We start from the raw sequence: 21,200 nt of genomic DNA on the forward strand, positions 1-21,200 counted from the left end.
GCGTCGTAAGCTGGCGCCGTGCCGCACCACGCTTCCCGTTATCTCGCCGAGGGCCCCCGCGTGGGCATACGCCCCTTCACCCACGAGGACGGCGCGGAGTTCACCGCCCGCGCGCGGGAGAGCCGGGACCTGCACCGTCCGTGGCTCTTCCCGCCGGACGACGCCGCCGCCTACGCGGCCTACGCGGGGCGGCTGATCGAGGACCCGGACAAGGCCGGGTTCCTGGTGTGCGAGAAGGACGACGGCTCCCTGGCCGGGTTCATCAACATCAACAACATCGTCCACGGCGCCTTCCGCAGCGGCGCCCTCGGCTACGGCGCCTTCGCACACGCGGCGGGACGCGGACTGATGCGGGAGGGGCTCGGCCTCGTCGTGCGGTACGCGTTCGGGCCGATGCGGCTGCACCGGCTGGAGATCAACGTCCAGCCGGGCAACGCCGCGTCGATCGCGCTGGCGCGCGCCTGTGGCTTCCGGCTGGAGGGCTTCTCCCCGAAGATGCTCTACATCGACGGGGCCTGGCGCGACCACCAGCGGTGGGCCGTCACCGCCGAGACGGTGATTTCCGGTTGATCTTCATGGTCGCTCATCCCCGATCCCGTTTCGGTGGCACTGCCGGCGGAGGTACGACCCCGGGCGGTGACGGCGTGCGGGGATCGCCGTGCGGGGACGATGCCGGGCCGTGGCGTCGGTCAGGCGCGGCGGTCGGCGTACTCGTACACCGCCCCGTCCGGGTGTCTGGCGATGAGGTTGCGGCCCACGGGGGTGGGCACCGGACCGGCGATGATGTCGGCGCCGAGTTCGGCGAGGACCCGGTGGGCCTCCTCGACGTCCGTCACGGCGATGGTCGCGGCGACCTTGCGCAGCACCTCCAGCTCGGCCTCGGGGCCGCTCATCAGCAGGAAGCAGCCCACCGCGGCCACCTGGACGCCGCCGCGCTCGAAACGGAGGGCTCTGCCGCCCGCCAGGCGCTCGTAGAAGGGGATCGCTTTCTCCAGGTCGTCGACGCACACGCGCAGCGTCGCTCCGAGAATCTCCATGCGGGTGAGCCTAGTTGGGCCGGGGCGTCATGCGCTCGCCGCCGCGGCCCGCCCCGCCCGGGTGCGGGACGGGGCCGCGAGGGCGGTCCGGTGTGCGGCGGCGCCTCCGGTGTGAGCGGGCCGGCCGCCCCGGCCCGCTCACACCGTCTGGAGCTGCGGCAGCACCTTCGTGCGGTAGAAGTCGAAGAAGCCGCGTGTGTCCGGGCCGATCTGGTTGACGTAGACCCGGTCGAATCCGGCGTCGGCGAATCGCTTCAGCTCCGCGACGTGCTCGTCCGCGTCGTCGCCGCACACCCGGCTCTCGCGCACCATGTCCTCGGTGACGAGCGTCTGCGCCTGCTCGAAGTGTTTCGGGGAGGGCAGCACCTGGCCCAGCTCGCCGGGCAGCAGCTCGTTCGCCCACAGCCGGTGCGCGGTCCGTACCGCCGCGTCCCTGTCGGTGTCGTAGCAGACCTTGGTGCCGCCGCTGACCAGCTTGCCGCCGCCCCCGCCCTTGCGGTACTGCTCCACCATCGACGCGTCCGGCATCATCGTGATGTAGCCGTCGCCGACCCGGGAGGCGAGCGCCGTGGCCGCGGGCCCGAAACCGGAGATGTCGATCGGCACGGGCTGGTCCGGGACGGTGTACAGGCGGGCGTTCTCCACCGTGTAGTGCGTGCCGTGGTGGTTGACCTCCTCGCCGGTGAACAGCCGCCGCATGATCTGGATGGCCTCCTCCAGCATCTCCAGGCGCACATGCGCGGGCGGCCAGGTGTGGCCGACGATGTGCTCGTTGAGCGCCTCGCCGGTGCCGACGCCGAGCCGGAAGCGGCCGTTGGTCATCACCGCGCTGGTCGCCGCCGCCTGCGCCACCACCGCCGGGTGGATGCGCACGGTCGGGCAGGTCACCGCGGTCTCGATCGGCAGGGACACCGCCTCGGAGAGCGCGCCGATCACCGACCACACGAACGGGCTCTGCCCCTGTGCGTCGTTCCACGGGTGGTAGTGGTCGGAGATCCACAGGGACTGGAAACCGGCCTGCTCGGCCATGCGTGCCTGCTCCAGCAGCTCGGCGGGCCCGTGCTGCTCGCAGGAGAGGAAGTAGCCGTACTCGGGCATGGGTGTCTGCCTCCGGGACGTGAGGGGTGGGTCCCGCCCCGGGTTACCCGCGGGCCGGGTCCGGAAACCGCCGGCGGACCCGGGACGGGACTCCGGCCGACGTTTGGCCGCCCTGGTCAGGGGGACGCGGAAGGTTCGAGGTACGCGACAGCCCGGAGGCGAGACCGTGAGCCGACCCCGCATCGTGATCGTCGGTGCCGGCTTCGCCGGGTACCGGACGGCCCGCACCCTGGTCCGGCTCACCCGGCACCAGGCCGACATCGCCCTGCTCAACCCCACCGACCACTTCCTCTATCTGCCTCTGCTGCCCCAGGTCGCCGCCGGGATACTCGAACCGCGCCGGGTCACCGTGTCCCTCGCGGCCACGCTGCCGCACATACGGCTGGTGCTGGGCGAGGCCGGCCGCATCGACCTCGACGCCCGTACCGTGCACTGCACGGACCCCGAGGGCCGGGGCGGCAGCCTCGGCTACGACCGGCTGGTGCTCGCCGCCGGCAGCGTCAACAAGCTGCTGCCCATCCCCGGCGTCGCCGAGCACGCGCACGGCTTCCGCGGACTGCCGGAGGCGCTGAACCTGCGCGACCACGTCACCCGGCAGGTGGAGCCGGCCGCCGCCGGCGGCGATCACGCGCAGCGCTCCGCCCGGTGCACGTTCGTGGTGGTCGGCGCCGGATACACCGGCACCGAGGTCGCCGCCCACGGGCAGATGTTCACCGACGTGCAGGTCCGCGGGCATCCGCCGCGCGGCGGTCCGCGGCCCCGCTGGATGCTGCTGGACGTCGCGCCCCGCGTGCTGCCCGAGCTGGACGCGAGACTGTCGGCCACCGCCGACCGGGTCCTGCGGCAGCGGGGCGTCGAGGTGCGGATGGGCACCTCCGTGAAGGAGGCCACGCGCGACGGGGTCCTGCTCACCGACGGGGAGTTCGTCCCCACCCGCGCCCTGGTGTGGTGCGTCGGTGTGCGGCCCGTTCCGCTCGTGGAGTCCCTCGGGCTGCCCATGGAGCGCGGCCGGCTGCTCGTCGACCCCTACCTCCAGGTCCCCGGCCGCCCCGAGCTGTCCGCGTGCGGTGACGCGGCCGAGGTGCCCGACCTCGGCCAGCCCGGCCGGTACACGCCGATGACCGCCCAGCACGCCTGGCGGCAGGGCAAGGTCTGCGCCCGCAACGTCGCGGCGTCCCTCGGGCCGCACGGGGCCGGGCGGCGCCCGTACCGCCACCGCGACCCGGGCTTCGTCGTGGACCTCGGCGGCGCCAAGGCCGCGGCCAACCCGCTCGGTGTCGCCCTGTCCGGTCCGGCGGCGGGCGCGGTCACCCGCGGCTACCACCTCGCGGCGATGCCCGGGAACCGGGTCCGGGTCGCCGCGGACTGGCTGCTGGACGCCGTACTGCCGCGCCAGCCGTGCAGTTGGGCCTCGTACGGTCCCGGTCGGTGCCGCTGGACACGGCCTCCCCGGAGCTGGCGCGGACGCCGGCCGGCGCGGGGCGGGACGGCGCCGCGTCCGCCACGGGAGCGCCCGGCGGTGAGCCGGCCCCGGGACCGCCCGGCGGTGAACCGGGCACGCCGCCGTCCGGCGGGACGGAACCCGCCGGGGGAGCCGGTCCCGGGCGCCCGAGGCGGCTGGGGCGGCTGGAGCCCCCGGAGGGGCAGCCCGCGCCCGGCCCCGACATCGCACCCGGCCCCGACATCGCACCCGGCCCCGTCAAGCGGTCCGACGCCCCTGCGGAAGGAGACTCATGAACACCGGTGAACTCGTCCAACTCGGCCAGCAGTTGCGCGTGGACAGCGTGCGCGCGTCCGCCGCCGCGGGGTCCGGGCATCCGACCTCGTCGATGTCGGCCGCGGACCTGATGGCCGTCCTCCTCGCGAACCACCTCCGCTACGACTTCGCCCGCCCCGCCCACCCCGGCAACGACCGCTTCGTGCTGTCCAAGGGGCACGCCTCGCCCCTGCTGTACGCCGCCTACAAGGCGGCCGGCGCCATCGACGACGAGGAACTGCTCACCTTCCGCAAGCTGGGCAGCCGCCTGGAGGGCCATCCCACCCCGCAGCGGCTGCCGTGGGTCGAGACGGCGACCGGCTCGCTCGGGCAGGGCCTGCCGGTCGGAGTCGGCATCGCCCTGGCCGGCAAGCGGCTGGACCGCACCGGCTACCGGGTGTGGGTGCTGTGCGGTGACAGCGAGCTGGCCGAGGGATCGGTGTGGGAGGCCGCCGAGGCCGCGGGGTTCGAGAACCTCGACAACCTCGTCGCGATCGTCGACGTCAACCGGCTCGGCCAGCGCGGCCCGACCCGGCACGGCCACGACCTGGACGCCTACGCGCGCCGCTTCCAGGCGTTCGGCTGGCACACCGTCGAGGTCGACGGCCACGACGTGGACGCCGTCGACCGCGCCTACGGCGAAGCCCTGTCCACCCGGGGCCAGCCCACCGCGATCCTCGCCCGCACCCTCAAGGGCAAGGGCGTCGAGGGCGTCGAGGACCGCGAGGGCCTGCACGGCAAGCCGCTGCCCGACGCCGACGAGGCGATCGCCGAACTCGGCGGTCCCCGGGACCTGCGCGTGCGGGTGCACGAGCCGCCGGCCGCGCGCGTCCTGCACGCGGTGGACTCCCGCTCCGCCGAACTGCCCCGCTGGGACAAGGGCGAGAAGGTCGCCACCCGCGACGCCTACGGGAAGGCCCTGGCCGCGCTCGGCACCGCGCGGGACGACGTCGTCGCCCTCGACGGCGAGGTGGGCGACTCCACGCGCGCCGAGTTCTTCGCCAAGGAGCACCCCGACCGTTACGTCGAGTGCTACATCGCCGAGCAGCAGATGGTCGCCACCGCCGTGGGGATCGCGGCGCGCGGCTGGGTGCCGTACGCGTCCACGTTCGCGGCGTTCCTGACGCGTGCCTACGACTTCGTGCGCATGGCCGCCGTCAGCGGCTCCGGCATCAACCTCGTCGGCTCCCACGCGGGGGTCGCCATCGGGCAGGACGGGCCCAGCCAGATGGGCCTGGAGGACCTGGCGATGATGCGGGCGATCCACGGCTCCACCGTGCTGTACCCGTGCGACGCCAACCAGACCGCCCGGCTCGTCGCCGCGATGGCGGACCTGGACGGCATCCGCTATCTGCGCACCTCGCGCGGCGGCGGCGAGGTGATCTACGGCCCCGACGAGGAGTTCCCGATCGGCGGGAGCAAGGTTCTGCGCTCCTGCGGACAGGACCGCATGACCATCGTCGCGGCGGGGGTCACCGTCCCCGAGGCGCTGGCCGCGGCCGACGCGCTCGGCCGCGAGGGCATCCCGGTCCGCGTGATCGACCTGTACTCGGTCAAGCCCGTCGACCGGGCCACGCTGCGGCAGGCCGCCGAGGAGACCGGCTGCCTGGTGACCGTGGAGGACCACCGTGAGGAGGGCGGCCTCGGGGACGCGGTCCTGGGCGCGTTCGCCGACGGGCGGCCCGTGCCGCGGCTGGTGCGGCTCGCCGTCCGGACGATGCCGGGATCGGCGTCCCCGGCCGAGCAGCTGCACGCCGCGGGCATCGACGCCGAGTCGATCGCGGCGGCCGGCCGCCTGCTGGTCGAGCAGGCGGTGGTGCCGTGAGCGGTCGCGGTGCCGGGCGCGCCGACGGGGGCGGCCGGGCCGCGCGGGGCGGGTGCCACGAGCGGCCGGCGGGGCGTGGAACCGGCGGCGCCGGGTGCCGTGAGCGGCCGGCGCCGTCCGGGCCGGGCGGGGGAGGGGTGCCATGAGCGGTGACGGCTCCCGGACCGTACGGGCCGGGCGGCGCACCGTCGTGATCCACCGGCCCGGCAAGGCGCTGCTGCCCGGCGACGGCAGGGCGGGGCACCCGGCGCAGTACACCAAGGGCGACCTCGTCGACTACTACCGGGCCGTCGCCCCCTTCATGCTGCCGCACCTGCGGGGCCGCCCGCTGATGCTGGAGCGGTACCCGGACGGGGCGGACGGCCCGCGCTTCATGCAGAAGAACACCCCGGACCACTACCCGGAGTGGATCACCCGGGCGGAGGTGGCCAAGGAGGGCGGCACCGTGTGCCACACGGTCTGCGACGACCGGGCCACCCTCCTCTACCTCGTCGACCAGGCCGCGTTCACCCTGCACCGCTGGCTGTCCCGGACCACCGCGGTGGACCGGCCCGACCGGCTGGTGTTCGACCTCGACCCTCCCGGCGACGACTTCGCGCCCGTGCGCGAGGCCGCCTCGCTCCTCGCCGAGCTGCTCGGCGAACTGCGGCTGCCCTGCGCGCCGATGACCACCGGATCGCGCGGCCTGCACGTGGTGGTGCCGCTGAACGGCCGTCACGACGTCGAGGAGGTGCGGGGGTTCGCCCGCGAGGTGGCCGAGTTCCTGGCCGCCGCGCACCCCGGCCGGCTCACCACCGCCGCCCGCAAGAAGGACCGCGGCGGACGGCTCTACCTGGACGTCCAGCGCAACGCCTACGCGCAGACCGCGGTCGCGCCCTTCACCGTCCGCGCGCGGCCCGGAGCCCCCGTGGCCACTCCCTTCGCCTGGACACAGCTCGACGACCCGGAGCTGCACGCCCGCCGCTGGACCGTCGCCGACGCCGTCGAACAGGCGCGCACCGACCCCTGGGCCGGGCTCATGAGCCGCCCGCGGGCCCTGGGGCCGGCCCGGCGGCGGCTGAACGCGCTGCGCGGCTGAACGGCCCGGGCGGCCGGGCACCCGGCGGGGCAGGCGGACGGCATCGGGTGGCCGATGCATGGGGCCGTGGAGGTTTGGCGAACAAACTTGCGGCCACACGGAGGGGGAGGTGGCCATGACGAACACGAAAAACACATCCGATTCGCAACACGAGCAACGAAGTTCACAAGAAACGCAGAACAGTCGCGAGACGGCCGAACAGGACGTCGGCAGCAGCGGCGTCGACGACACCGAAGACCACAGCCATAGCCACGGCAACGACAACAGCGGCACAAGGCACAACACGCCGGACAGCACGGCGGACCGCCGGCCGAGCCCCATGCGGGTGCTGCGCCAGGCGCGCGAGCAGCTCGCGGAGCTCACCGGGATGACCGCCGAGTCCGTGTCGTCCTTCGAACGGACGGAGGAGGGCTGGGCACTGGAGGTCGAGGTCCTCGAACTCGAGAGGGTGCCCGACACGATGAGCCTGATGGCCGGCTACCAGGTCGAGCTCGACCACGACGGCCAGCTCACCGGGTACCGCCGCGTCCGCCGCTACGAGCGGGGACGGGCCGACGGGCGCAGGTCCGGCGGCTAGGCCGCCCGACCGGAGGCACACCCACACCCACTCACACCAAGGAGGAACAGCCGGCATGACTGTCGTACCGGCACAGCAGACCGGTGGTGGAGGCGGAAGCTCCGGCCTCTACGACGTGCTCGAACTTGTTCTGGACAGGGGGCTCGTGATCGACGCGTTCGTGCGCGTGTCCCTGGTCGGTATCGAGATCCTCAAGATCGACGTGAGGGTCGTCGTCGCCAGCGTCGACACGTATCTGCGCTTCGCGGAGGCGTGCAACCGGCTCGACCTGGAATCCGGGCCGCGCAAGAGCCCGGGCCTGCCCGACGTGGTCGGCCAGGTCACCGAGTCCGGCGCCCGCGGCAAGTCCAAGGGCGCGCTGTCCGGCGCCGCCCAGACCATTTCCGACGCCTTCAAGCAGGCGCGTGAGGAAGGCGAGGGCGAGTCACGCCCGCGCGCCCGCAAGACCACGGCCGCCCGCAGGAAGGAGGAGCAGGAGTGAGCACCTACGTCTACGGCATCACCGCGAGCACGCACCCCTCGCTCCCCGAGGGCATGGGCGGGGTCGGCGAACCGCCGCGCCCCGTGCGCATCCTGAAGGAGGGCGAGCTGGCGGCCGTCGTCAGTGACGCGCCCGAAGGGCTGCGCCCCAAGCGCAAGGATCTGCTGGCCCACCAGAACGTGCTGAGCGAGACGGGCGCGGCCGGCTGTGTGCTGCCCATGCGGTTCGGCAGCGTCGCCCCCGACGACCAGGCCGTCACCGGAGTGCTCGCCGAGCGCGCCGACCACTACCGGGAGCGTCTGCGGGCGCTGGACGGCCGGGTTGAGTACAACGTCAAGGCCAACCACGTGGAGGATGCCGTCCTGCACCACGTGATGGCCGAGAGCCCGGAGATCCGTGCCCTGGCCGAGGCCAACCGCAAGGCGGGCGGCGGAAGTTACGAGGACAAGATCCGGCTCGGCGAGATGGTCGCCGCGGCGGTCAAGGCCAGGGAGGCCCAGGACGCCGCCGCCTTGCAGCGCGTCCTGGAGCCGGCCTGCGAGGCCGTGAGCACGGGGCCCGACTCCACGGGCTGGCTCGCCAACGTCTCCTTCCTGGTGGACCGAGGCTCCGCCGAGACCTTCCTGGCCGCCGTGGAGCAGGCCCGCAAGGACCTGCCGCACCTGGAGGTGCGGGTCAACGGCCCGCTGCCGCCCTACAGCTTCGTCGAGCCGGGCCCCGCCGAGCCCGCGGCCACCGCGGCCGGCGGCGCGGACGCCGGAGCGTGAGGTCATGGGCCTGATCTCGGAGGCGCTGCTGCTGCCGTTCGCCCCGGTGCGCGGCAGCGCCTGGGCCATCAGACAGGTGCTCCGGGAGGCCGAGCGGATCTACTACGACCCCGCCGCCATCCGGGCCGAACTCGGGCGTCTGGAGGAGCAGCTGGAGGCCGGTGCGATCAGTGAGGAGGAGTTCGACCGGCGGGAGGACGAACTCCTGGACCGGCTGGAGATCGCCTCGCGCGGCGGCGCGGGAACGGGCGACGGGACGCCGGCATGAGTCGAGTGGGAATGGGCCTCGCGGTAGGGGCCGGATACCTTCTGGGGCGCACGAGAAAACTGAAACTCGCCGTCGCGGTCGGCACCCTCGTGGCCGGCAAGCGGATGAACCTGAGCCCCCGCGCGGTCGCGGACCTGGTCTCCCGGCAACTTTGGGACAACCCGCAGTTCAAGGAGATCGGGGACCAGCTCCGGCAGGACCTGCGCGGGGTGGGCAGGGCGGCCTCGGGCGCCATGATCGAGCGGCGGATCGACTCGCTCGCCGACCGCCTGCACAGCCGTACCGCCCGGATGCGCGACGAGCTGGCGGGCGGGGCGCAGAGGGCACCCGGCGCCGGCCGTGACGGCGCCGACGACCCCGACGTCTACGAGGATGAGGACGAGGACGAGGACGGCTACGAGGGTCCCGAGGACGCCGAGGAGCCCGCCGGCGACGAGGGCCGTGGCGACCGCGGCCGCGCGCAGCCGTCCTCGCCCGGCCGTTCCGGTGGCCGGGGCGGGCCGGGCGGCCGGGAGGCGGCCGGGACGGCACCGGCGAAGAAGGCCGCCAAGGAGGCGCCCGCCAAGAAGACCGCGAAGAAGGCGCCCGCGAAGAAGACGGCCGCCAAGAAGACGACCGCCAAGAAGGCTCCCGTGAAGAAGGCGGCGGCGAAGAAGGCGGGGGCGGCCAAGAAGACGGCGGGGCGGGCGGCCCGCGGCGCCGCGCAGTCGAAGGGAGGTGGTGAGCGATGACGCAGACCCTCGGCCCGGCCGGCTCCGAGGCCCGTCCGGCCGCGAAGGACGGCCCGCTCGCCGACGTGGTCCACAGCGAGGCCGCCGACCGGCTCAAGGCGGAGGCACGGGAGTACCTCGCCGTCCAGGCGCGGCGCCTGCTGGCGGGTGTCGGCCGCAAGCTCGGCGAGACCACCGTCAAGCTCAGCGAGGTGGCCGAGGGCAACAGCCCCGGCTTCGCCAGACTCGCCCTCGACGGCGGACGCAAGCTCGCCGAGGGCAAGGGACCGGTGCGCACCGTGGTGGAACTGGGCGCCTCGCGGGCCAAGGACGGCGTCACCGGCGCCCTGAAGAACCTCGGCGGCGGCGCCGGCCGGCCGCCGACCGTGATCGTCGAGCACGTCGACGTCGGCGTGCCGTTGCGCACCGCCTACGACCAGTGGACGCGGTACCAGGACTTTGGCACCTCCGCCTCGGGCGCCCAGAGCGCGAACCGCGCCGACGAGACCACCTCCGGCCGGCGGCTCGGGGTCTTCCGGTCCCTCCGCGGCCGGCAGGCGAAGATCACCGAGCGGGTCCCCGACGACCGGATCTCCTGGACGTCGGAGGGCGCCACGGGGACCGCGAAGGGCGTCGTCTCCTTCCACCGGCTCGCCGACAGCCTCACCCGGGTGCTGCTGGTCGCCGAGTACCACCCCCGGGGCCTGCTCGAGAAGAGCGGCGACCTCTGGCGCGCCCGGGGCCGCCGGGCCCGGCGCGACCTGAGGAACTTCGCCCGCCACGTCACCCTCCACGGTGAGGCGGGGGACGGCCGGCACGGTGAGATCCGCGACGGCGAGGACGTCCGTACCCATGAGGACGCGGTGGCCCGGGAACCGGAGGACCGGGACGGAGACGAGGAAGCCCGGCAGGACCGGGCGGAGACGGCTTCCGGCCGGCAGACCGGTGACGAGCACGACCGGTACGGGGAAGAGGAAGGGTACGAGCGAGCGGAGGTCCCGTACGCCGAGGAGGGCGACGTGTACGAGGAGCCCGAGGAGGAAGAGGAGGACGTGTACGCGTACGACGACACCGGGGCCGACGCGGACGACGGTGAGAGCGAGGACGCCTGCGCCTACCGCGACGAGGACGTGTACGCCGACCGGGGGAGCCGCCGATGACGACTCCCGGCCGACTGCCCGAACCCTACGGCCAGGGGCAGGGCGCCAACCTCGCCGACATCCTGGAGCGGGTACTGGACAAGGGCGTCGTCATCGCGGGCGACATCCGGATCAACCTGCTCGACATCGAGCTGCTCACCATCAAACTGCGGCTCGTCGTCGCCTCCGTCGACAAGGCCAAGGAGATGGGCATCGACTGGTGGGAGAGCGACCCGGCGCTCTCCTCGAACGCCAGGCACAAGGAACTCGCCCGGGAGAACGCCGAGCTGCGCGCCCGCCTGGCGGAACTGGAGCCGGGCCGCGCACCGAAGGAGTCACCATGACCGGACTGCGGTACGTCTACGCCGTCTGCCGCCCCTTCGGCGCGGCCTTGCAGGCCCAGCTGACGGGGGTGGCGGGCGATCCGCCCCGGGTGCTGCACCACCACGATCTGGTGGCCGTGGTCAGCCATGTGCCCGAGGCGGACTTCTCCGAGGAGGCGCTGCGGGCCCATCTGGAGGATCTTGACTGGCTGGCCGCGACCGCCCGCGCCCACCAGCAGGTCATCGACGCGCTGACCGCCGTCACCACGCCGCTGCCGCTCCGGCTCGCCACCGTCTTCCGGGACGACAGCGGCGTCCGCGTGATGATGGAGGAACGGGAGGACTACTTCCGCCGCACCCTCGACCGGCTGGAGGGGCGGGTGGAATGGGGCGTGAAGGTGTACGCCGAGGCCGACCCCCAGCAAGGCGCCCTGGCGGAGCGGCCGGCCGGGAAGCCCGCGTCGGGCCGCGACTATCTGCGGCAGCGCAGCATGCGGTCGCGGGCCCACGAGGACATGTGGCAGCGGGCCGAGGAATTCGCGACCCGGCTGCACCGGACGCTGTCCGCACGGGCCGAGGACACCCGGCTGCACGCGCCGCAGAACGCCGCGCTCTCCGGCGCCGCCGGCCGGAACGTACTCAACGCCGCCTATTTGGTGCGGCGGGACGTCTCCGAGGAATTCGTGGAAATGGTGGACCGGACGAAGGACGAGGCCCCGGGAATTCGCGTGGAACTCACCGGCCCCTGGGCGGCCTATTCCTTTGCCGGAGAGGAACCCCCGCGAGAAGATTCCGGAAAGCGGGGCAGTCCCACCGCCGCGGAGGGCACGGGCACCACCGCGGGGGAGGCGCCGTGACCGTCATCGAACGCCGGGAGATCGCCCTCGTGGACCTGCTCGACCGGCTCCTGGCCGGCGGGGTGGTCCTCACGGGCGACATCACACTGCGTATCGCGGACGTCGATCTGGTCCGCATCGACCTGAACGCGCTGATCAGCTCGGTCAACGCCAATGTGCCGTCGCCGTGGGGGGAGTGAGGTGAGCGAACACCGCAACCGTGTCGAGTTCCAGCCGGACACCGTCGAACGCGATCTGATCAAACTGGTGCTGACCGTGGTGGAGCTGCTGCGCCAGCTCATGGAGCGCCAGGCGCTGCGCCGTTTCGACGAGGGAGATCTGAGCGAGGACCAGGAGGAGCGGATCGGGCTCACCCTCATGCTGCTCGAGGACCGCATGGCCGAGCTGCGGGAGCGCTACGGACTGCGGCCCGAGGACCTGAACCTGGACCTCGGGCCGCTCGGGCCGCTGCTGCCCCGGGAGTGAGCCTCCCGGGGCGGCGGGGCCGTGCCTTCCTGCCTCCTCTATGCCTCCTCGTATGTCACCACCTGTACCAGCGCCCCCTGCCGCCGCTCGCGGACGTGCCGCGGGCCACGAAGCCCAGCAGCCACAGCACCAGAACGGCCAGGGCTATCCACCAGAGCACCTTCACGGCGAATCCGGCACCGAACAGAACGAGCGCGAGAAGCAATACGAGCAGAAGCGGAACCATAATGTGAACCTCCTGGCGTACTGGTTTCCCGGAATTCGCCGATCAGGCTTCTTTTCTGCACAGAATTTCTCCGTGCAGCACGCTGAACCAGCCGTCGGACTGTTTCCCCCATTCCCGCCAGGCGGTGGCGATTTCCCGCAGTCGCGCCGCGGTGGCGTGGCCGCCCCGGACGGCCAGAGCGGCGTACGCGGACTCCAGGGTGCGCTCCGCCCACAGCCCGCTCCACCACTGCCGCTCCCCGGGGGTGGTGAAGGTCCAGGTGTGGGATGTCGCCGTGATGTCGGTGAAGCCCGCGCGCAGCGCCCACGACTTCAGCCGGCGCCCGGCGTCCGGTTCGCCGCCGTTGGCGCGGGCCACCCGGCGGTACAGGTCCAGCCAGGCGTCCATGCCCGCCGACGCCGGGTACCAGGTCATGGCGGCGTAGTCCGAGTCGCGGACGGCGACGAAGCCGCCCGGCCTGGTCACCCGCCGCATCTCGCGCAGCGCCCGCACCGGGTCGCCCACGTGCTGGAGCACCTGGTGGGCGTGGACGACGCAGAAGGTGCCGTCCGCGTAGTCCAGGGCGTGCGCGTCCGCCACGGCGAAGTCGACGTTGGCCAGCCCCCGCCCGGCGGCCGTGGCCCGGGCCCGCTCCAGGATCTCCGGCGCCCGGTCGACGCCGGTGACGTGCCCGTCCGGCACCAGGGCCGCGAAATCGGCGGTGATCGTGCCCGGACCGCACCCCACGTCGAGGATCTTCATATGGGGCTTGAGCGAGTCCAGCAGGTACGGCGCGGAGTTGGCCGCGGTGCGCCAGGTGTGCGAGCGCAGCACCGACGGATGGTGCCCGTGTGTGTAGACGGCGGTCTCCCGCGGCTTCGGCATGACCGATCCCCTCTCCGGCGGCACGACGCGCCGGTGCGCGGAAACACCGCGGATCCGCGCCCGGCGACGGACGTCACGCTACGCGTGCCTGCCGGAATGTGAGACTACCGTTTTACTATATGGACTGAGCCGGTCAGGCGCGGGCGGTCAGCTGCCCGGCAGCGGCCGGTAGACGGCGAGCGCCTCGGGAAGCTTCTCCAGCGTCAGATCACCCTGGGTCTCGGTGATCTCCCCGTCGTACGCCAGGAGCGTGCCGGCGGCGACACCGGTCAGGTGCAGACGGCCCACCTGCACCGCGGCATGGGCGGGGGAGCGGGTGAGCGGTCCGGCCAGGGCCGCCGACAGCAGCCGCAGGGCCGGCCGGCGGCCGCCGTGCACCACCCGGACGTCGAGCTGCCCGTCGGCGAGGTCCATCCGGCGGCCCGGAGCCAGACCCATGCGGTGGTAGGTGCCGTTGCCGGCGAACAGCATCCACAGGGGCCGGGAACGGCCCCTCACCTCGGCGTAGAGCGGATGCCGGTCGGCGCGCAGCACCCGCACGGCCGCCAGCACCCCGGCCGGCCAGCCGCCGATCCGGTGCGACCAGCGCTCCCGCTCGCGCACCAGCTCCGGGTACACCCCGAGACTGAAGGTGTTCAGGAAGATCCCCTGCTGTGTCTCCGAGGAGAACCGGCCCACGTCCACGCGCACGCCCTCGCCCCGGACCACCGCCCGGCACAGGTTCCGCACGTCCTCCACGCCCAGGTCGTACGCGAAGTGGTTGAGCGTCCCGCCGGGCAGCACCGCGAGCGGCAGACCGTGGCGCAGGGCCACCCGGGCGGCGGCGTTCACGGTGCCGTCCCCGCCGCACACGCCGAGCACCCGGGCCCGGCCCGCGGCCTTCTCCAGCTCCGCGCCCACCTCGTCCGGTTCGCACTCGACGACCTCCGCCCGGGGCAGCGCGTCGCACAGGGCCCGCACCCGGTCCGCCGTGCCCGACCCCCGGTTGGCCACCATGACCAGGCCCTCGCCCTCGGGCAGCGCGGGCACGTCCGCGCGGGGCCGGGCCGGCGGGACGACCTGGGCGCGCGTCGGCACCAGGCCCCGTACGGCGAACGCGGCGCCCGCGCCGAGGGCCGCGCCGGCCAGCACATCGCTCGGGAAGTGGACGCCGGTGTAGACACGGGAGACGGCGACCGCGGCTGCCACCGGGGCCACCGCCGCGCCCCAGGCCGGTGACTCCAGCGCCACGCCGGTGGCGAACGCGGCGGCCGACGCGGCGTGCCCGGACGGGAAGGACGTCGTGATCGGCTGCCGCTTCAGCCGCCGGACCAGCGGCACCGGGTCCAGCACCGGGCGGGGACGGCGGACCGTGCGCTTGCCGAGGGTGTTGATGGTCAGGGAGGCCAGGCCCAGCGAGGCGAGGCCGCGCGTGGCGGCCCGGCGGGCCCTCGGGGTGCGGGAGGCGGCCAGCGCGGCGGCGGCCGCGCACCACAGCACGCCGTGGTTGGCGCTGCGGCTCAGGCGCGGCAGCAGTTGGTCGGCGCCGGGCCAGTGGCGGGCGGCGACGGCCTCGAACAGCCGGCGGTCCAGCTCCAGGAGGCCGTCGCGGACGGGGTGCGGGCCGGGCGTCGGGGCGGTGAGGTCTACGTCGGGGCTCATGCCTCCCGCCTACCCGGCCGGGCGGGTTTCCTGCCGCCCGCGCGGTGGCGCCGACACGGGCGGCACCGCGCGAAAACCGCTTGCCGGGCGATGGGCCCCGCCACACAATCGCTGCCCATGGGACATCTCGAAGCCGCGCACCTGGAGTACCACCTCCCCGACGGGAGGGCGCTGCTGGGCGATGTGTCCTTCCGGGTGGGGGAGGGAGCGGTCGTCGCCCTCGTCGGGCCCAACGGCGCCGGCAAGACCACCCTGCTGCGGCTGCTGACGGGCGAGTTCAAGCCGCACGGGGGCAGCGTCACCGTGAGCGGCGGTCTCGGGGTGATGCGGCAGTTCGTGGGCTCCGTACGCGACGACACGACCGTACGCGACCTGCTGGTGTCCGTGGCGCCGCCCCGGATCCGCGAGGCCGCGCGCGCCGTCGACGCCGCCGAGCACGCCGTCATGACGGTCGACGACGAAGCCGCCCAGCTCGCCTACGCGCAGGCGCTGGCCGACTGGGCGGAGGCGCGCGGATACGAGGCCGAGACCCTGTGGGACATCTGCACCACGGCCGCGCTGGGCGTGCCCTACGAACGGGCCCAGTGGCGGCAGGTGAGCACGCTGTCCGGCGGCGAGCAGAAGCGGCTGGTGCTGGAGGCGCTGCTGCGCGGCCCCGACGAGGTGCTGCTGCTCGACGAGCCCGACAACTACCTCGACGTCCCCGGCAAGCGCTGGCTGGAGGAGCGGCTGGCCGAGACCCGCAAGACGGTGCTGTTCGTCTCCCACGACCGCGAACTCCTCGCCCGCGCCGCCGAGAAGATCGTCTCCCTGGAGCCCGGCCCGGCGGGCGCGGACGCGTGGGTGCACGGCGGCGGCTTCCGCACCTACCACCAGGCGCGGCGCGAACGCTTCGCCCGCTTCGAGGAGCTGCGCCGGCGCTGGGATGAGAAGCACGCCCAGCTGAAGAAGCTCGTCCTGACGCTCCGTCAGGCCGCCTCCAACAGCGACGAGATGGCCTCCCGCTACCGCGCCGCCCAGACCCGGCTGCGCAGGTTCGAGGAGGCCGGCCCGCCCCCGGAGCCCCCGCGCGAGCAGGACATCAGGATGCGCCTGAAGGGCGGCCGGACCGGCGTACGCGCCCTCACCTGCGAGGGGCTGGAGCTCACCGGCCTGATGAAACCGTTCGACCTGGAGGTCTTCTACGGCGAACGCGTCGCCGTCCTCGGCTCCAACGGCTCGGGCAAGTCCCACTTCCTGCGCCTGCTCGCCGGCGGTGACGTGGCCCACACGGGCCGGTGGAAACTCGGGGCGCGCGTCGTGCCCGGGCACTTCGCGCAGACCCACGCGCACCCGGAGCTCCAGGGCCGCACACTGCTGGACATCCTGTGGCGGGAGCACGCCCAGGACCGGGGCGCCGCCATGTCCCGGTTGCGCCGCTACGAGCTGACCGCCCAGGCCGAGCGGACCTTCGGCCAGCTCTCCGGCGGCCAGCAGGCCCGCTTCCAGATCCTGCTGCTGGAACTGGAGGGCGCCACCGCCCTGCTGCTGGACGAGCCGACCGACAACCTCGACCTGGAATCGGCCGAAGCCCTCCAGGAAGGACTGGAGGGCTTCGAGGGCACGGTGCTCGCGGTCACCCACGACCGCTGGTTCGCCCGCTCCTTCGACCGGTTCCTCGTCTTCGGCAGCGACGGCCGCCTCCGCGAGACGCCGGAGCCGGTGTGGGACGAGCGGCGGGTGGAACGGGCCCGCTGACCCGCCGCCCGGGCCGGTGCGCGCCCCGGCGGGCGCTCACTTCCAGCGCAGGAGCGCGCCCAGGCCGCCCACCGGGGCGTCGGCCTCCTCGGCCGCGTCCGGCGGCAGCGCCGGGGTCACCGCGATCGCCGGGGCGCCGGTCATCACCGCCGAGCGCAGCAGGGCGTCGTCCGCGCGGGCGGACCAGGAGTGCTGCTCGCCCAGGATCTTCAGCTCCGTACGGCGCATCGCGAGCTGGTCCGGGTCCTCGCCGATCCACACCTCGCGGTGCGTGTCGGGACCGTCGGGGATGACCAGCAGCTCGTCGATGCGGTGCTCGCGGGCGGCCTCGACCAGCGCGGGCACACCCTCCACCGCGGCGGCCCGCCCCTCGCCGTCCGGGGTGCGGGCGGCCAGGAACGTGTCCAGGTCCTCCTGGGCCCGGGCGCGCACGTGCTCGGCGCGCAGCCGCTCCACCTCGTCGTCGAGCAGCCTGCTGCCGGCGCCCCGCGTGGCCTCCACCACGCAGTTCGCCAGCCGCTTGGGCAGCCGCTCGTGGACCGCCCGCCGCTCCCGGTCGTCACCGACCAGGATCAGCAGGTCGGCGCCGGTCTCCTCCTGGCACACCGCGAGCGCGTCGGCGATCTCCGCCGCGTTGTGCTCCCAGGTGTTCTCGACCCGGAGCTGGAAGTGGCGCTCCGACCAGTCGACGCTGCTCGTGCGGTGCACCGGCCACTGCCGGCCGGTGACCCCGCCCGCCTCCCGGCTGCCGAGCGCGCTGCGCAGTTCGAAGTCGGCGCCCTTGCGGTCGATGTACGCCACCACGCACACCGGGTCCTCGCCCATCAGCTCCAGCAGCGGCGACACATGCGGCAGGGGCGCCCAGTGGGCGGTGGTGCCGCCCTGCGGAGGGCGGGCCAGCGGCGGGTCGAGGACGACCCGGCCGGCGTGGGCGAACAGGGCGCGCCCGTGCGGGTCGGAGGAGTGACGCAGGTCGTCCACCGCCTCCTGCACGGCCCGGCAGGTCGCCTCGTCGGCGCCCTGCGCCGCGAGCTCCCGGGCCACCGCTGCGGCCGTCAGCTGCCGCTCGTGCGCGGTGTCCTCCGCGTGCCGGGAGAGGTCGACGTACACGGAGGCCCAGGGGCCGGGCTGTTCGTACAAGGGGTGCAGAAAGGCGAGATCCATGGCTCCCTCCCGGATGCCGCTCGGGGGTGGGGTGGTAGTGCTTGCTCACCGGGCGGGTACCCGGACCGCATGAACGAACACGACGAGCGGGAGATCACCGCGACCGGGATCGATCCGGACCGGCTGGACGACCAGCAGCTCATGAAGGAGCTGGAGAACATCCACCGGACACGGCACGACACGCTGCTGTACGGCTCGAACGACGCGTTGCGGGCGCACAACGAGCGCATGGCCCAGCTGGAGGGCGAATGGCTGCGCCGCAACCCCCGCCGCCCGGTCGCCGCGGGCCGCACCCGCGAGGGGGCCCGGGAGCGGGGCTGCGGGGAGTCGGCGACTCCCGGCGCGTGAGGCCGGGCGCGGTCGCCGGTGAAGAACCGGCGGGCCGGCACGTGTGCGCGGGCCCGGTCCTCCCTGTCCGTCGGCGGAGGGAGGACCGGGCCCGCGCCGTGCGGCGTGGGTACGCCGGTCCGCCGGTTCAGCCGCCCGCCCGGGCGAACTCCGCGACGTACGTCTCGCAGAACGCCTTCAGGTCGTCCGGCTTGCGGCTGGTGATCAGCCGGTTGGGGCCGTGGTCGCAGACCTGGACCTGTTCGTCGACCCAGGTGCCGCCCGCGTTGCGGATGTCGGTCCGCAGGCTCGGCCAGGAGGTCAGGACCCGGTCGCGGACGACGTCCGCCTCGACCAGCGTCCACGGGGCGTGGCAGATCGCGGCGACCGGGCGGCCCTGGTCGAAGAAGTCCTTCACGAACGCCACGGCCTTGTCGTCCATCCGCAGGAAGTCGGGGTTGGCCACGCCGCCCGGCAGGACCAGCCCGCCGAACGAGTCGGCCGACGTCTCGCCGACCACCTCGTCCACGGGAAAGGTGTCCGCCTTGTCGAGATGGTCGAAGGCCTGGATCTCACCCGCCTTCGTCGACACGAGCACCGGCTCGTGCCCGGCGTCCACCGCGGCCTGCCACGGCTTGGTCAGCTCGACCTGTTCGACACCTTCCGGTGCGGTGAGAAAAGCGATGCGCATGGTGTTCCGTGTTCCTTTCCTTGCTTTCGCTGCGGCTTCCGCTTCCGCTCAGGCGGGTGGCGGCGGGGGGCCGCCGCGGGCGTCCCGGGCGTCGCGGGCGTCCGGCGTGGCGCGGCTGATGTCGGCGAGCGGCGAGGCGGGATCCTCCGCCTCGGCCAGATCGCCGAGGCTCACCATCCCGACCGGCAGCCCGTTCTCCACGACCGGCAGCCGGCGTACCGCCTGCTCCCGCATCAGTGCCTCCGCCGCCGACACGGGGTCGTACGGCGCGACCACCAGCGGATCCGGGGTGCAGACGGACCCGGCGCCCACCGTCAGCGGGTCAAGGCCCTCCGCGACCGCCCGTACCGTGATGTCACGGTCGGTGAGTACGCCGACGATCTCCTGCCCGTCGGCCACCACCACGTCGCCGATGTCCTGCGAGCGCATCAGCTGCGCCGCCTCGACCAGCGAGGCGTCCGGGCGGACGGCGACCACGCCCGGGGTCATCACGTCCTTCACGAACTCGGCCATCAGCAGGGGACCTTCCTGATGTACCCGGCCGGCGGCGCCGTCCGCGGTGCCCCGGCCGGGGCCTTCGGACTATTCGGGCCCGGCCCGTCCGGCGGCGCCGGGCCCGGTCAGGGCCTGGGCCAGCTGCTGGACGTTGCCGAAGCGCTCCTTGTGCGGCAGCTCCTCCACCCGCTCGACGAGGGCGTCGGGAGCGTTGGCGCGGCGCAGGGCACGGGAGAGTTCCCGCGGACTGGCGGGAAAGGCGCCGCGCGTCAGGGTCCGGGCCAGCTCCAGCCGGAGCGCCTCCAGGTACGTCGGCCCGCGGCTCGGTGTCACCGGGCCGCGCGCGACCTCCGGATCGTCCTCGGCGGTCGGCTCCGGGTCGTGCCACTCCTCGGTGCGGGTGGGGTGCCCCGACCTGAGCAGACCCTGCAATTCGTGCTTCATCTCGTCGTCGCGGTGGACGCTCAGGCGGTCACTGCCTCGCTGCATGTCTCCCTCCAGATCCTCGGGGGTGGCCACCGCGTACCCGAAGACCGGACGCCGACACGGATTCGGATGGGTCCGACCCTATTTCGGTACGGATCGTGCGGGTGTACGGCGGGCGGGGTTGGCCCGTCGGGTGGCGGGAACCCGGCTCACGCCTCCCCCCACGTCGCCCCTTTACGGGAAGGACGGACCATGGCGGTGCTGTTCGCTGTGCTCATCCCGGTCCTCATGCTCGGCGTGGTACTGGCGCTGGGCCGGTACGAGGAGCTCCTGCTCCCGGGCTCCGGCCCGCAGCCCGACACCCTCGACCCGGTCGCTGCCGCGGCCGCCGCCACGGCCGTGCCGGACGCCCGACCGTGACCCCGGCCCGGATCGATCAGGAATCGAGAAGCAGGGGGCACGGCGCCGCCCTAGCCTGAACGTCATGGACATCACCATTCACACCACCTCCCTCCCGCACGACGACCCGGACGCGTCGCTGGCCTTCTACCGCGACGTGCTCGAGTTCGAGGTCCGCAGCGATGTCGGGCAGGGCCGGATGCGCTGGATCACGGTCGGCCCCGCCGGCCAGCCGGGCACCTCCATCCTTCTGGCGCCGCCCGCCGCCGACCCCGGGGTCACCGAGGACGAGCGCCGCACCATCACCGAGATGATGGCCAAGGGCACCTACGGCTGGATCCTGCTGGCCACCCCGGACCTCGACGGCACGTTCGAGAAGCTGCAGGCCCGCGATGCCGAGGTCGTGCAGGAGCCGACCCGGCAGCCGTACGGCATCCGCGACTGCGCCTTCCGCGATCCCGCGGGCAATCTGATCCGCATCCAGGAGACCGGCTGAGCCACGACCCCGAGGAACGCGGCGAACCCGGCGAGCAACTCGACGACTCGACGAAGACGACTCGACGAAGACGACTCGACGAAGGGGAGTGCTTCTTCCGTGTGTCACCCCGCGTGGAGGCGCGCGCGCATCGAGGCGCGGCGCCTGAGCGACCTCGTACGCCTGCGCCGCGTCCGTGACCGGATCGACCGGGAGTACGCGCGGCCGCTGGACGTGGAGGCGCTCGCCCGCGACGCGGCCATGCCCGCCGGGCAGCTCAGTCGGCAGTTCCGGCTGGCCTACGGCATGTCGCCGTACGCGTTCCTGATGGCGCGTCGCATGGAGCGCGCGGCGGCGCCGCCCTCTCCCCGCTC

General features: G+C 73.7%; 26 protein-coding genes and 2 pseudogenes. 19 read left to right on the forward strand and 9 right to left on the reverse strand.

The features are described 5' to 3' along the window. Window positions 1–18: 18 nt before the first annotated feature. Window positions 19–570, forward strand: a complete 552-nt coding sequence (locus AB0L74_RS05070) for a GNAT family protein (protein ID WP_365645695.1) — start codon at window positions 19–21, stop codon at window positions 568–570. A gap of 119 nt (window positions 571–689) precedes the next feature. Here the strand turns inward: AB0L74_RS05070 and AB0L74_RS05075 are convergent, their stop codons facing one another. Both AB0L74_RS05075 and AB0L74_RS05080 read right to left on the reverse strand, forming a co-directional pair. Then, window positions 690–1,037: a VOC family protein gene (locus tag AB0L74_RS05075; RefSeq protein ID WP_365645697.1), complete on the reverse strand. Its 348-nt coding sequence runs from the start codon at window positions 1,035–1,037 to the stop codon at window positions 690–692. Between the two features lie 138 nt (window positions 1,038–1,175). Further along, a complete protein-coding gene (locus tag AB0L74_RS05080; protein WP_365645699.1) occupies window positions 1,176–2,135 on the reverse strand; it encodes an LLM class F420-dependent oxidoreductase in 960 nt (319 codons plus the stop codon). A 184-nt stretch (window positions 2,136–2,319) separates the two neighbouring features. On the opposite strand from AB0L74_RS05080, the pseudogene AB0L74_RS05085 reads away from it, so the two are divergent. The 13 genes and pseudogenes from AB0L74_RS05085 to AB0L74_RS05145 all read left to right on the forward strand — a co-directional run bounded on the left by AB0L74_RS05085 (window position 2,320) and on the right by AB0L74_RS05145 (window position 12,381). Then, window positions 2,320–3,872, forward strand: a pseudogene (locus tag AB0L74_RS05085) (NAD(P)/FAD-dependent oxidoreductase). Beyond that, window positions 3,869–5,716 (forward strand): transketolase, encoded by a 1,848-nt coding sequence (locus AB0L74_RS05090; RefSeq protein WP_365645701.1) that lies wholly within the window; start codon window positions 3,869–3,871, stop codon window positions 5,714–5,716. The pseudogene AB0L74_RS05085 and the gene AB0L74_RS05090 overlap by 4 nt, the downstream one beginning before the upstream one ends. Window positions 5,717–5,858: 142 nt before the next feature. Beyond that, window positions 5,859–6,794 carry a non-homologous end-joining DNA ligase gene (gene ligD, locus AB0L74_RS05095; RefSeq protein ID WP_365645702.1) on the forward strand — a complete coding sequence of 312 codons (936 nt, stop codon included), beginning with the start codon at window positions 5,859–5,861 and terminating at the stop codon, window positions 6,792–6,794. Between the two features lie 115 nt (window positions 6,795–6,909). Next, entirely contained in the window at window positions 6,910–7,371 is a 462-nt protein-coding gene (locus AB0L74_RS05100) for a gas vesicle protein (protein WP_365645704.1), read from the forward strand. A 55-nt stretch (window positions 7,372–7,426) separates the two neighbouring features. Next, window positions 7,427–7,852, forward strand: a complete 426-nt coding sequence (locus tag AB0L74_RS05105; RefSeq protein WP_365645706.1) for a gas vesicle structural protein GvpA — start codon at window positions 7,427–7,429, stop codon at window positions 7,850–7,852. After that, window positions 7,849–8,619: a GvpL/GvpF family gas vesicle protein gene (locus AB0L74_RS05110; protein ID WP_365645708.1), complete on the forward strand. Its 771-nt coding sequence runs from the start codon at window positions 7,849–7,851 to the stop codon at window positions 8,617–8,619. The genes AB0L74_RS05105 and AB0L74_RS05110 overlap by 4 nt, the downstream gene beginning before the upstream one ends. Before the next feature lie 4 nt (window positions 8,620–8,623). After that, window positions 8,624–8,887, forward strand: a complete 264-nt coding sequence (locus tag AB0L74_RS05115) for a gas vesicle protein GvpG (RefSeq protein ID WP_365645710.1) — start codon at window positions 8,624–8,626, stop codon at window positions 8,885–8,887. Continuing rightward, on the forward strand, window positions 8,884–9,618 hold the full coding sequence (locus AB0L74_RS05120) for a DNA primase (protein ID WP_365645712.1): 735 nt from the start codon (window positions 8,884–8,886) through the stop codon (window positions 9,616–9,618). Before AB0L74_RS05115 ends, AB0L74_RS05120 begins: the two co-directional genes overlap by 4 nt. Beyond that, window positions 9,615–10,757 (forward strand): SRPBCC family protein, encoded by a 1,143-nt coding sequence (locus AB0L74_RS05125; RefSeq protein ID WP_365645714.1) that lies wholly within the window; start codon window positions 9,615–9,617, stop codon window positions 10,755–10,757. The genes AB0L74_RS05120 and AB0L74_RS05125 overlap by 4 nt, the downstream gene beginning before the upstream one ends. Next, complete coding sequence (locus AB0L74_RS05130) at window positions 10,754–11,080, forward strand: gas vesicle protein (protein WP_164395057.1); 327 nt, start codon at window positions 10,754–10,756, stop codon at window positions 11,078–11,080. The genes AB0L74_RS05125 and AB0L74_RS05130 overlap by 4 nt, the downstream gene beginning before the upstream one ends. Then, window positions 11,077–11,916, forward strand: a complete 840-nt coding sequence (locus AB0L74_RS05135; RefSeq protein ID WP_365645715.1) for a GvpL/GvpF family gas vesicle protein — start codon at window positions 11,077–11,079, stop codon at window positions 11,914–11,916. Before AB0L74_RS05130 ends, AB0L74_RS05135 begins: the two co-directional genes overlap by 4 nt. Next, window positions 11,913–12,095 carry a gas vesicle protein gene (locus AB0L74_RS05140; RefSeq protein WP_365645717.1) on the forward strand — a complete coding sequence of 61 codons (183 nt, stop codon included), beginning with the start codon at window positions 11,913–11,915 and terminating at the stop codon, window positions 12,093–12,095. Before AB0L74_RS05135 ends, AB0L74_RS05140 begins: the two co-directional genes overlap by 4 nt. Before the next feature lies 1 nt (window position 12,096). Continuing rightward, window positions 12,097–12,381, forward strand: coding sequence for a gas vesicle protein K (locus AB0L74_RS05145; RefSeq protein ID WP_365645719.1), 285 nt, complete (start codon window positions 12,097–12,099; stop codon window positions 12,379–12,381). Between the two features lie 55 nt (window positions 12,382–12,436). On the opposite strand, the gene AB0L74_RS05150 is transcribed toward AB0L74_RS05145, so the two are convergent. The 3 genes from AB0L74_RS05150 to AB0L74_RS05160 form a co-directional block, all read right to left on the reverse strand. Then, window positions 12,437–12,607, reverse strand: coding sequence for a hydrophobic protein (locus AB0L74_RS05150; protein WP_365645721.1), 171 nt, complete (start codon window positions 12,605–12,607; stop codon window positions 12,437–12,439). A gap of 42 nt (window positions 12,608–12,649) precedes the next feature. Further along, window positions 12,650–13,471, reverse strand: a complete 822-nt coding sequence (locus AB0L74_RS05155) for a methyltransferase domain-containing protein (protein ID WP_365645723.1) — start codon at window positions 13,469–13,471, stop codon at window positions 12,650–12,652. A gap of 147 nt (window positions 13,472–13,618) precedes the next feature. Next, window positions 13,619–15,112 (reverse strand): phosphatase PAP2 family protein, encoded by a 1,494-nt coding sequence (locus tag AB0L74_RS05160; protein WP_365645725.1) that lies wholly within the window; start codon window positions 15,110–15,112, stop codon window positions 13,619–13,621. Window positions 15,113–15,229: 117 nt separating this feature from the next. Between AB0L74_RS05160 and AB0L74_RS05165 the strand changes: the two genes are divergently transcribed. Continuing rightward, window positions 15,230–16,849: an ATP-binding cassette domain-containing protein gene (locus tag AB0L74_RS05165; RefSeq protein WP_365645727.1), complete on the forward strand. Its 1,620-nt coding sequence runs from the start codon at window positions 15,230–15,232 to the stop codon at window positions 16,847–16,849. Window positions 16,850–16,885: 36 nt separating this feature from the next. On the opposite strand, the gene AB0L74_RS05170 is transcribed toward AB0L74_RS05165, so the two are convergent. Then, window positions 16,886–18,013, reverse strand: a complete 1,128-nt coding sequence (locus AB0L74_RS05170; protein ID WP_365645729.1) for a Vms1/Ankzf1 family peptidyl-tRNA hydrolase — start codon at window positions 18,011–18,013, stop codon at window positions 16,886–16,888. Window positions 18,014–18,082: 69 nt separating this feature from the next. Between AB0L74_RS05170 and AB0L74_RS05175 the strand changes: the two genes are divergently transcribed. Then, the gene (locus AB0L74_RS05175; RefSeq protein WP_365645731.1) at window positions 18,083–18,361 is read left to right on the forward strand and encodes a DUF6158 family protein; all 279 of its coding nucleotides are present in this window, start codon (window positions 18,083–18,085) and stop codon (window positions 18,359–18,361) included. Window positions 18,362–18,488: 127 nt separating this feature from the next. On the opposite strand, the gene AB0L74_RS05180 is transcribed toward AB0L74_RS05175, so the two are convergent. The 3 genes from AB0L74_RS05180 to AB0L74_RS05190 all read right to left on the reverse strand — a co-directional run bounded on the left by AB0L74_RS05180 (window position 18,489) and on the right by AB0L74_RS05190 (window position 20,015). Next, the gene (locus tag AB0L74_RS05180) at window positions 18,489–19,031 is read right to left on the reverse strand and encodes a type 1 glutamine amidotransferase domain-containing protein (protein WP_365645733.1); all 543 of its coding nucleotides are present in this window, start codon (window positions 19,029–19,031) and stop codon (window positions 18,489–18,491) included. A 48-nt stretch (window positions 19,032–19,079) separates the two neighbouring features. Further along, window positions 19,080–19,544 (reverse strand): CBS domain-containing protein, encoded by a 465-nt coding sequence (locus AB0L74_RS05185; protein WP_365645735.1) that lies wholly within the window; start codon window positions 19,542–19,544, stop codon window positions 19,080–19,082. Window positions 19,545–19,613: 69 nt separating this feature from the next. Then, window positions 19,614–20,015 (reverse strand): DUF2795 domain-containing protein, encoded by a 402-nt coding sequence (locus AB0L74_RS05190; protein WP_365645737.1) that lies wholly within the window; start codon window positions 20,013–20,015, stop codon window positions 19,614–19,616. A gap of 189 nt (window positions 20,016–20,204) precedes the next feature. On the opposite strand from AB0L74_RS05190, the gene AB0L74_RS05195 reads away from it, so the two are divergent. The 3 genes and pseudogenes from AB0L74_RS05195 to AB0L74_RS05205 form a co-directional block, all read left to right on the forward strand. Beyond that, complete coding sequence (locus AB0L74_RS05195; protein WP_365645739.1) at window positions 20,205–20,372, forward strand: hypothetical protein; 168 nt, start codon at window positions 20,205–20,207, stop codon at window positions 20,370–20,372. Window positions 20,373–20,436: 64 nt separating this feature from the next. Beyond that, window positions 20,437–20,847 carry a VOC family protein gene (locus tag AB0L74_RS05200; RefSeq protein WP_365645741.1) on the forward strand — a complete coding sequence of 137 codons (411 nt, stop codon included), beginning with the start codon at window positions 20,437–20,439 and terminating at the stop codon, window positions 20,845–20,847. Window positions 20,848–20,946: 99 nt separating this feature from the next. After that, window positions 20,947–21,183: pseudogene (locus AB0L74_RS05205) on the forward strand (AraC family transcriptional regulator); the annotation flags it as partial. Between the last annotated feature and the right edge of the window lie 17 nt (window positions 21,184–21,200).

Origin of the sequence: Streptomyces sp. NPDC052020, assembly GCF_040680575.1 — a bacterium.
Taxonomy (GTDB): domain Bacteria; phylum Actinomycetota; class Actinomycetes; order Streptomycetales; family Streptomycetaceae; genus Streptomyces.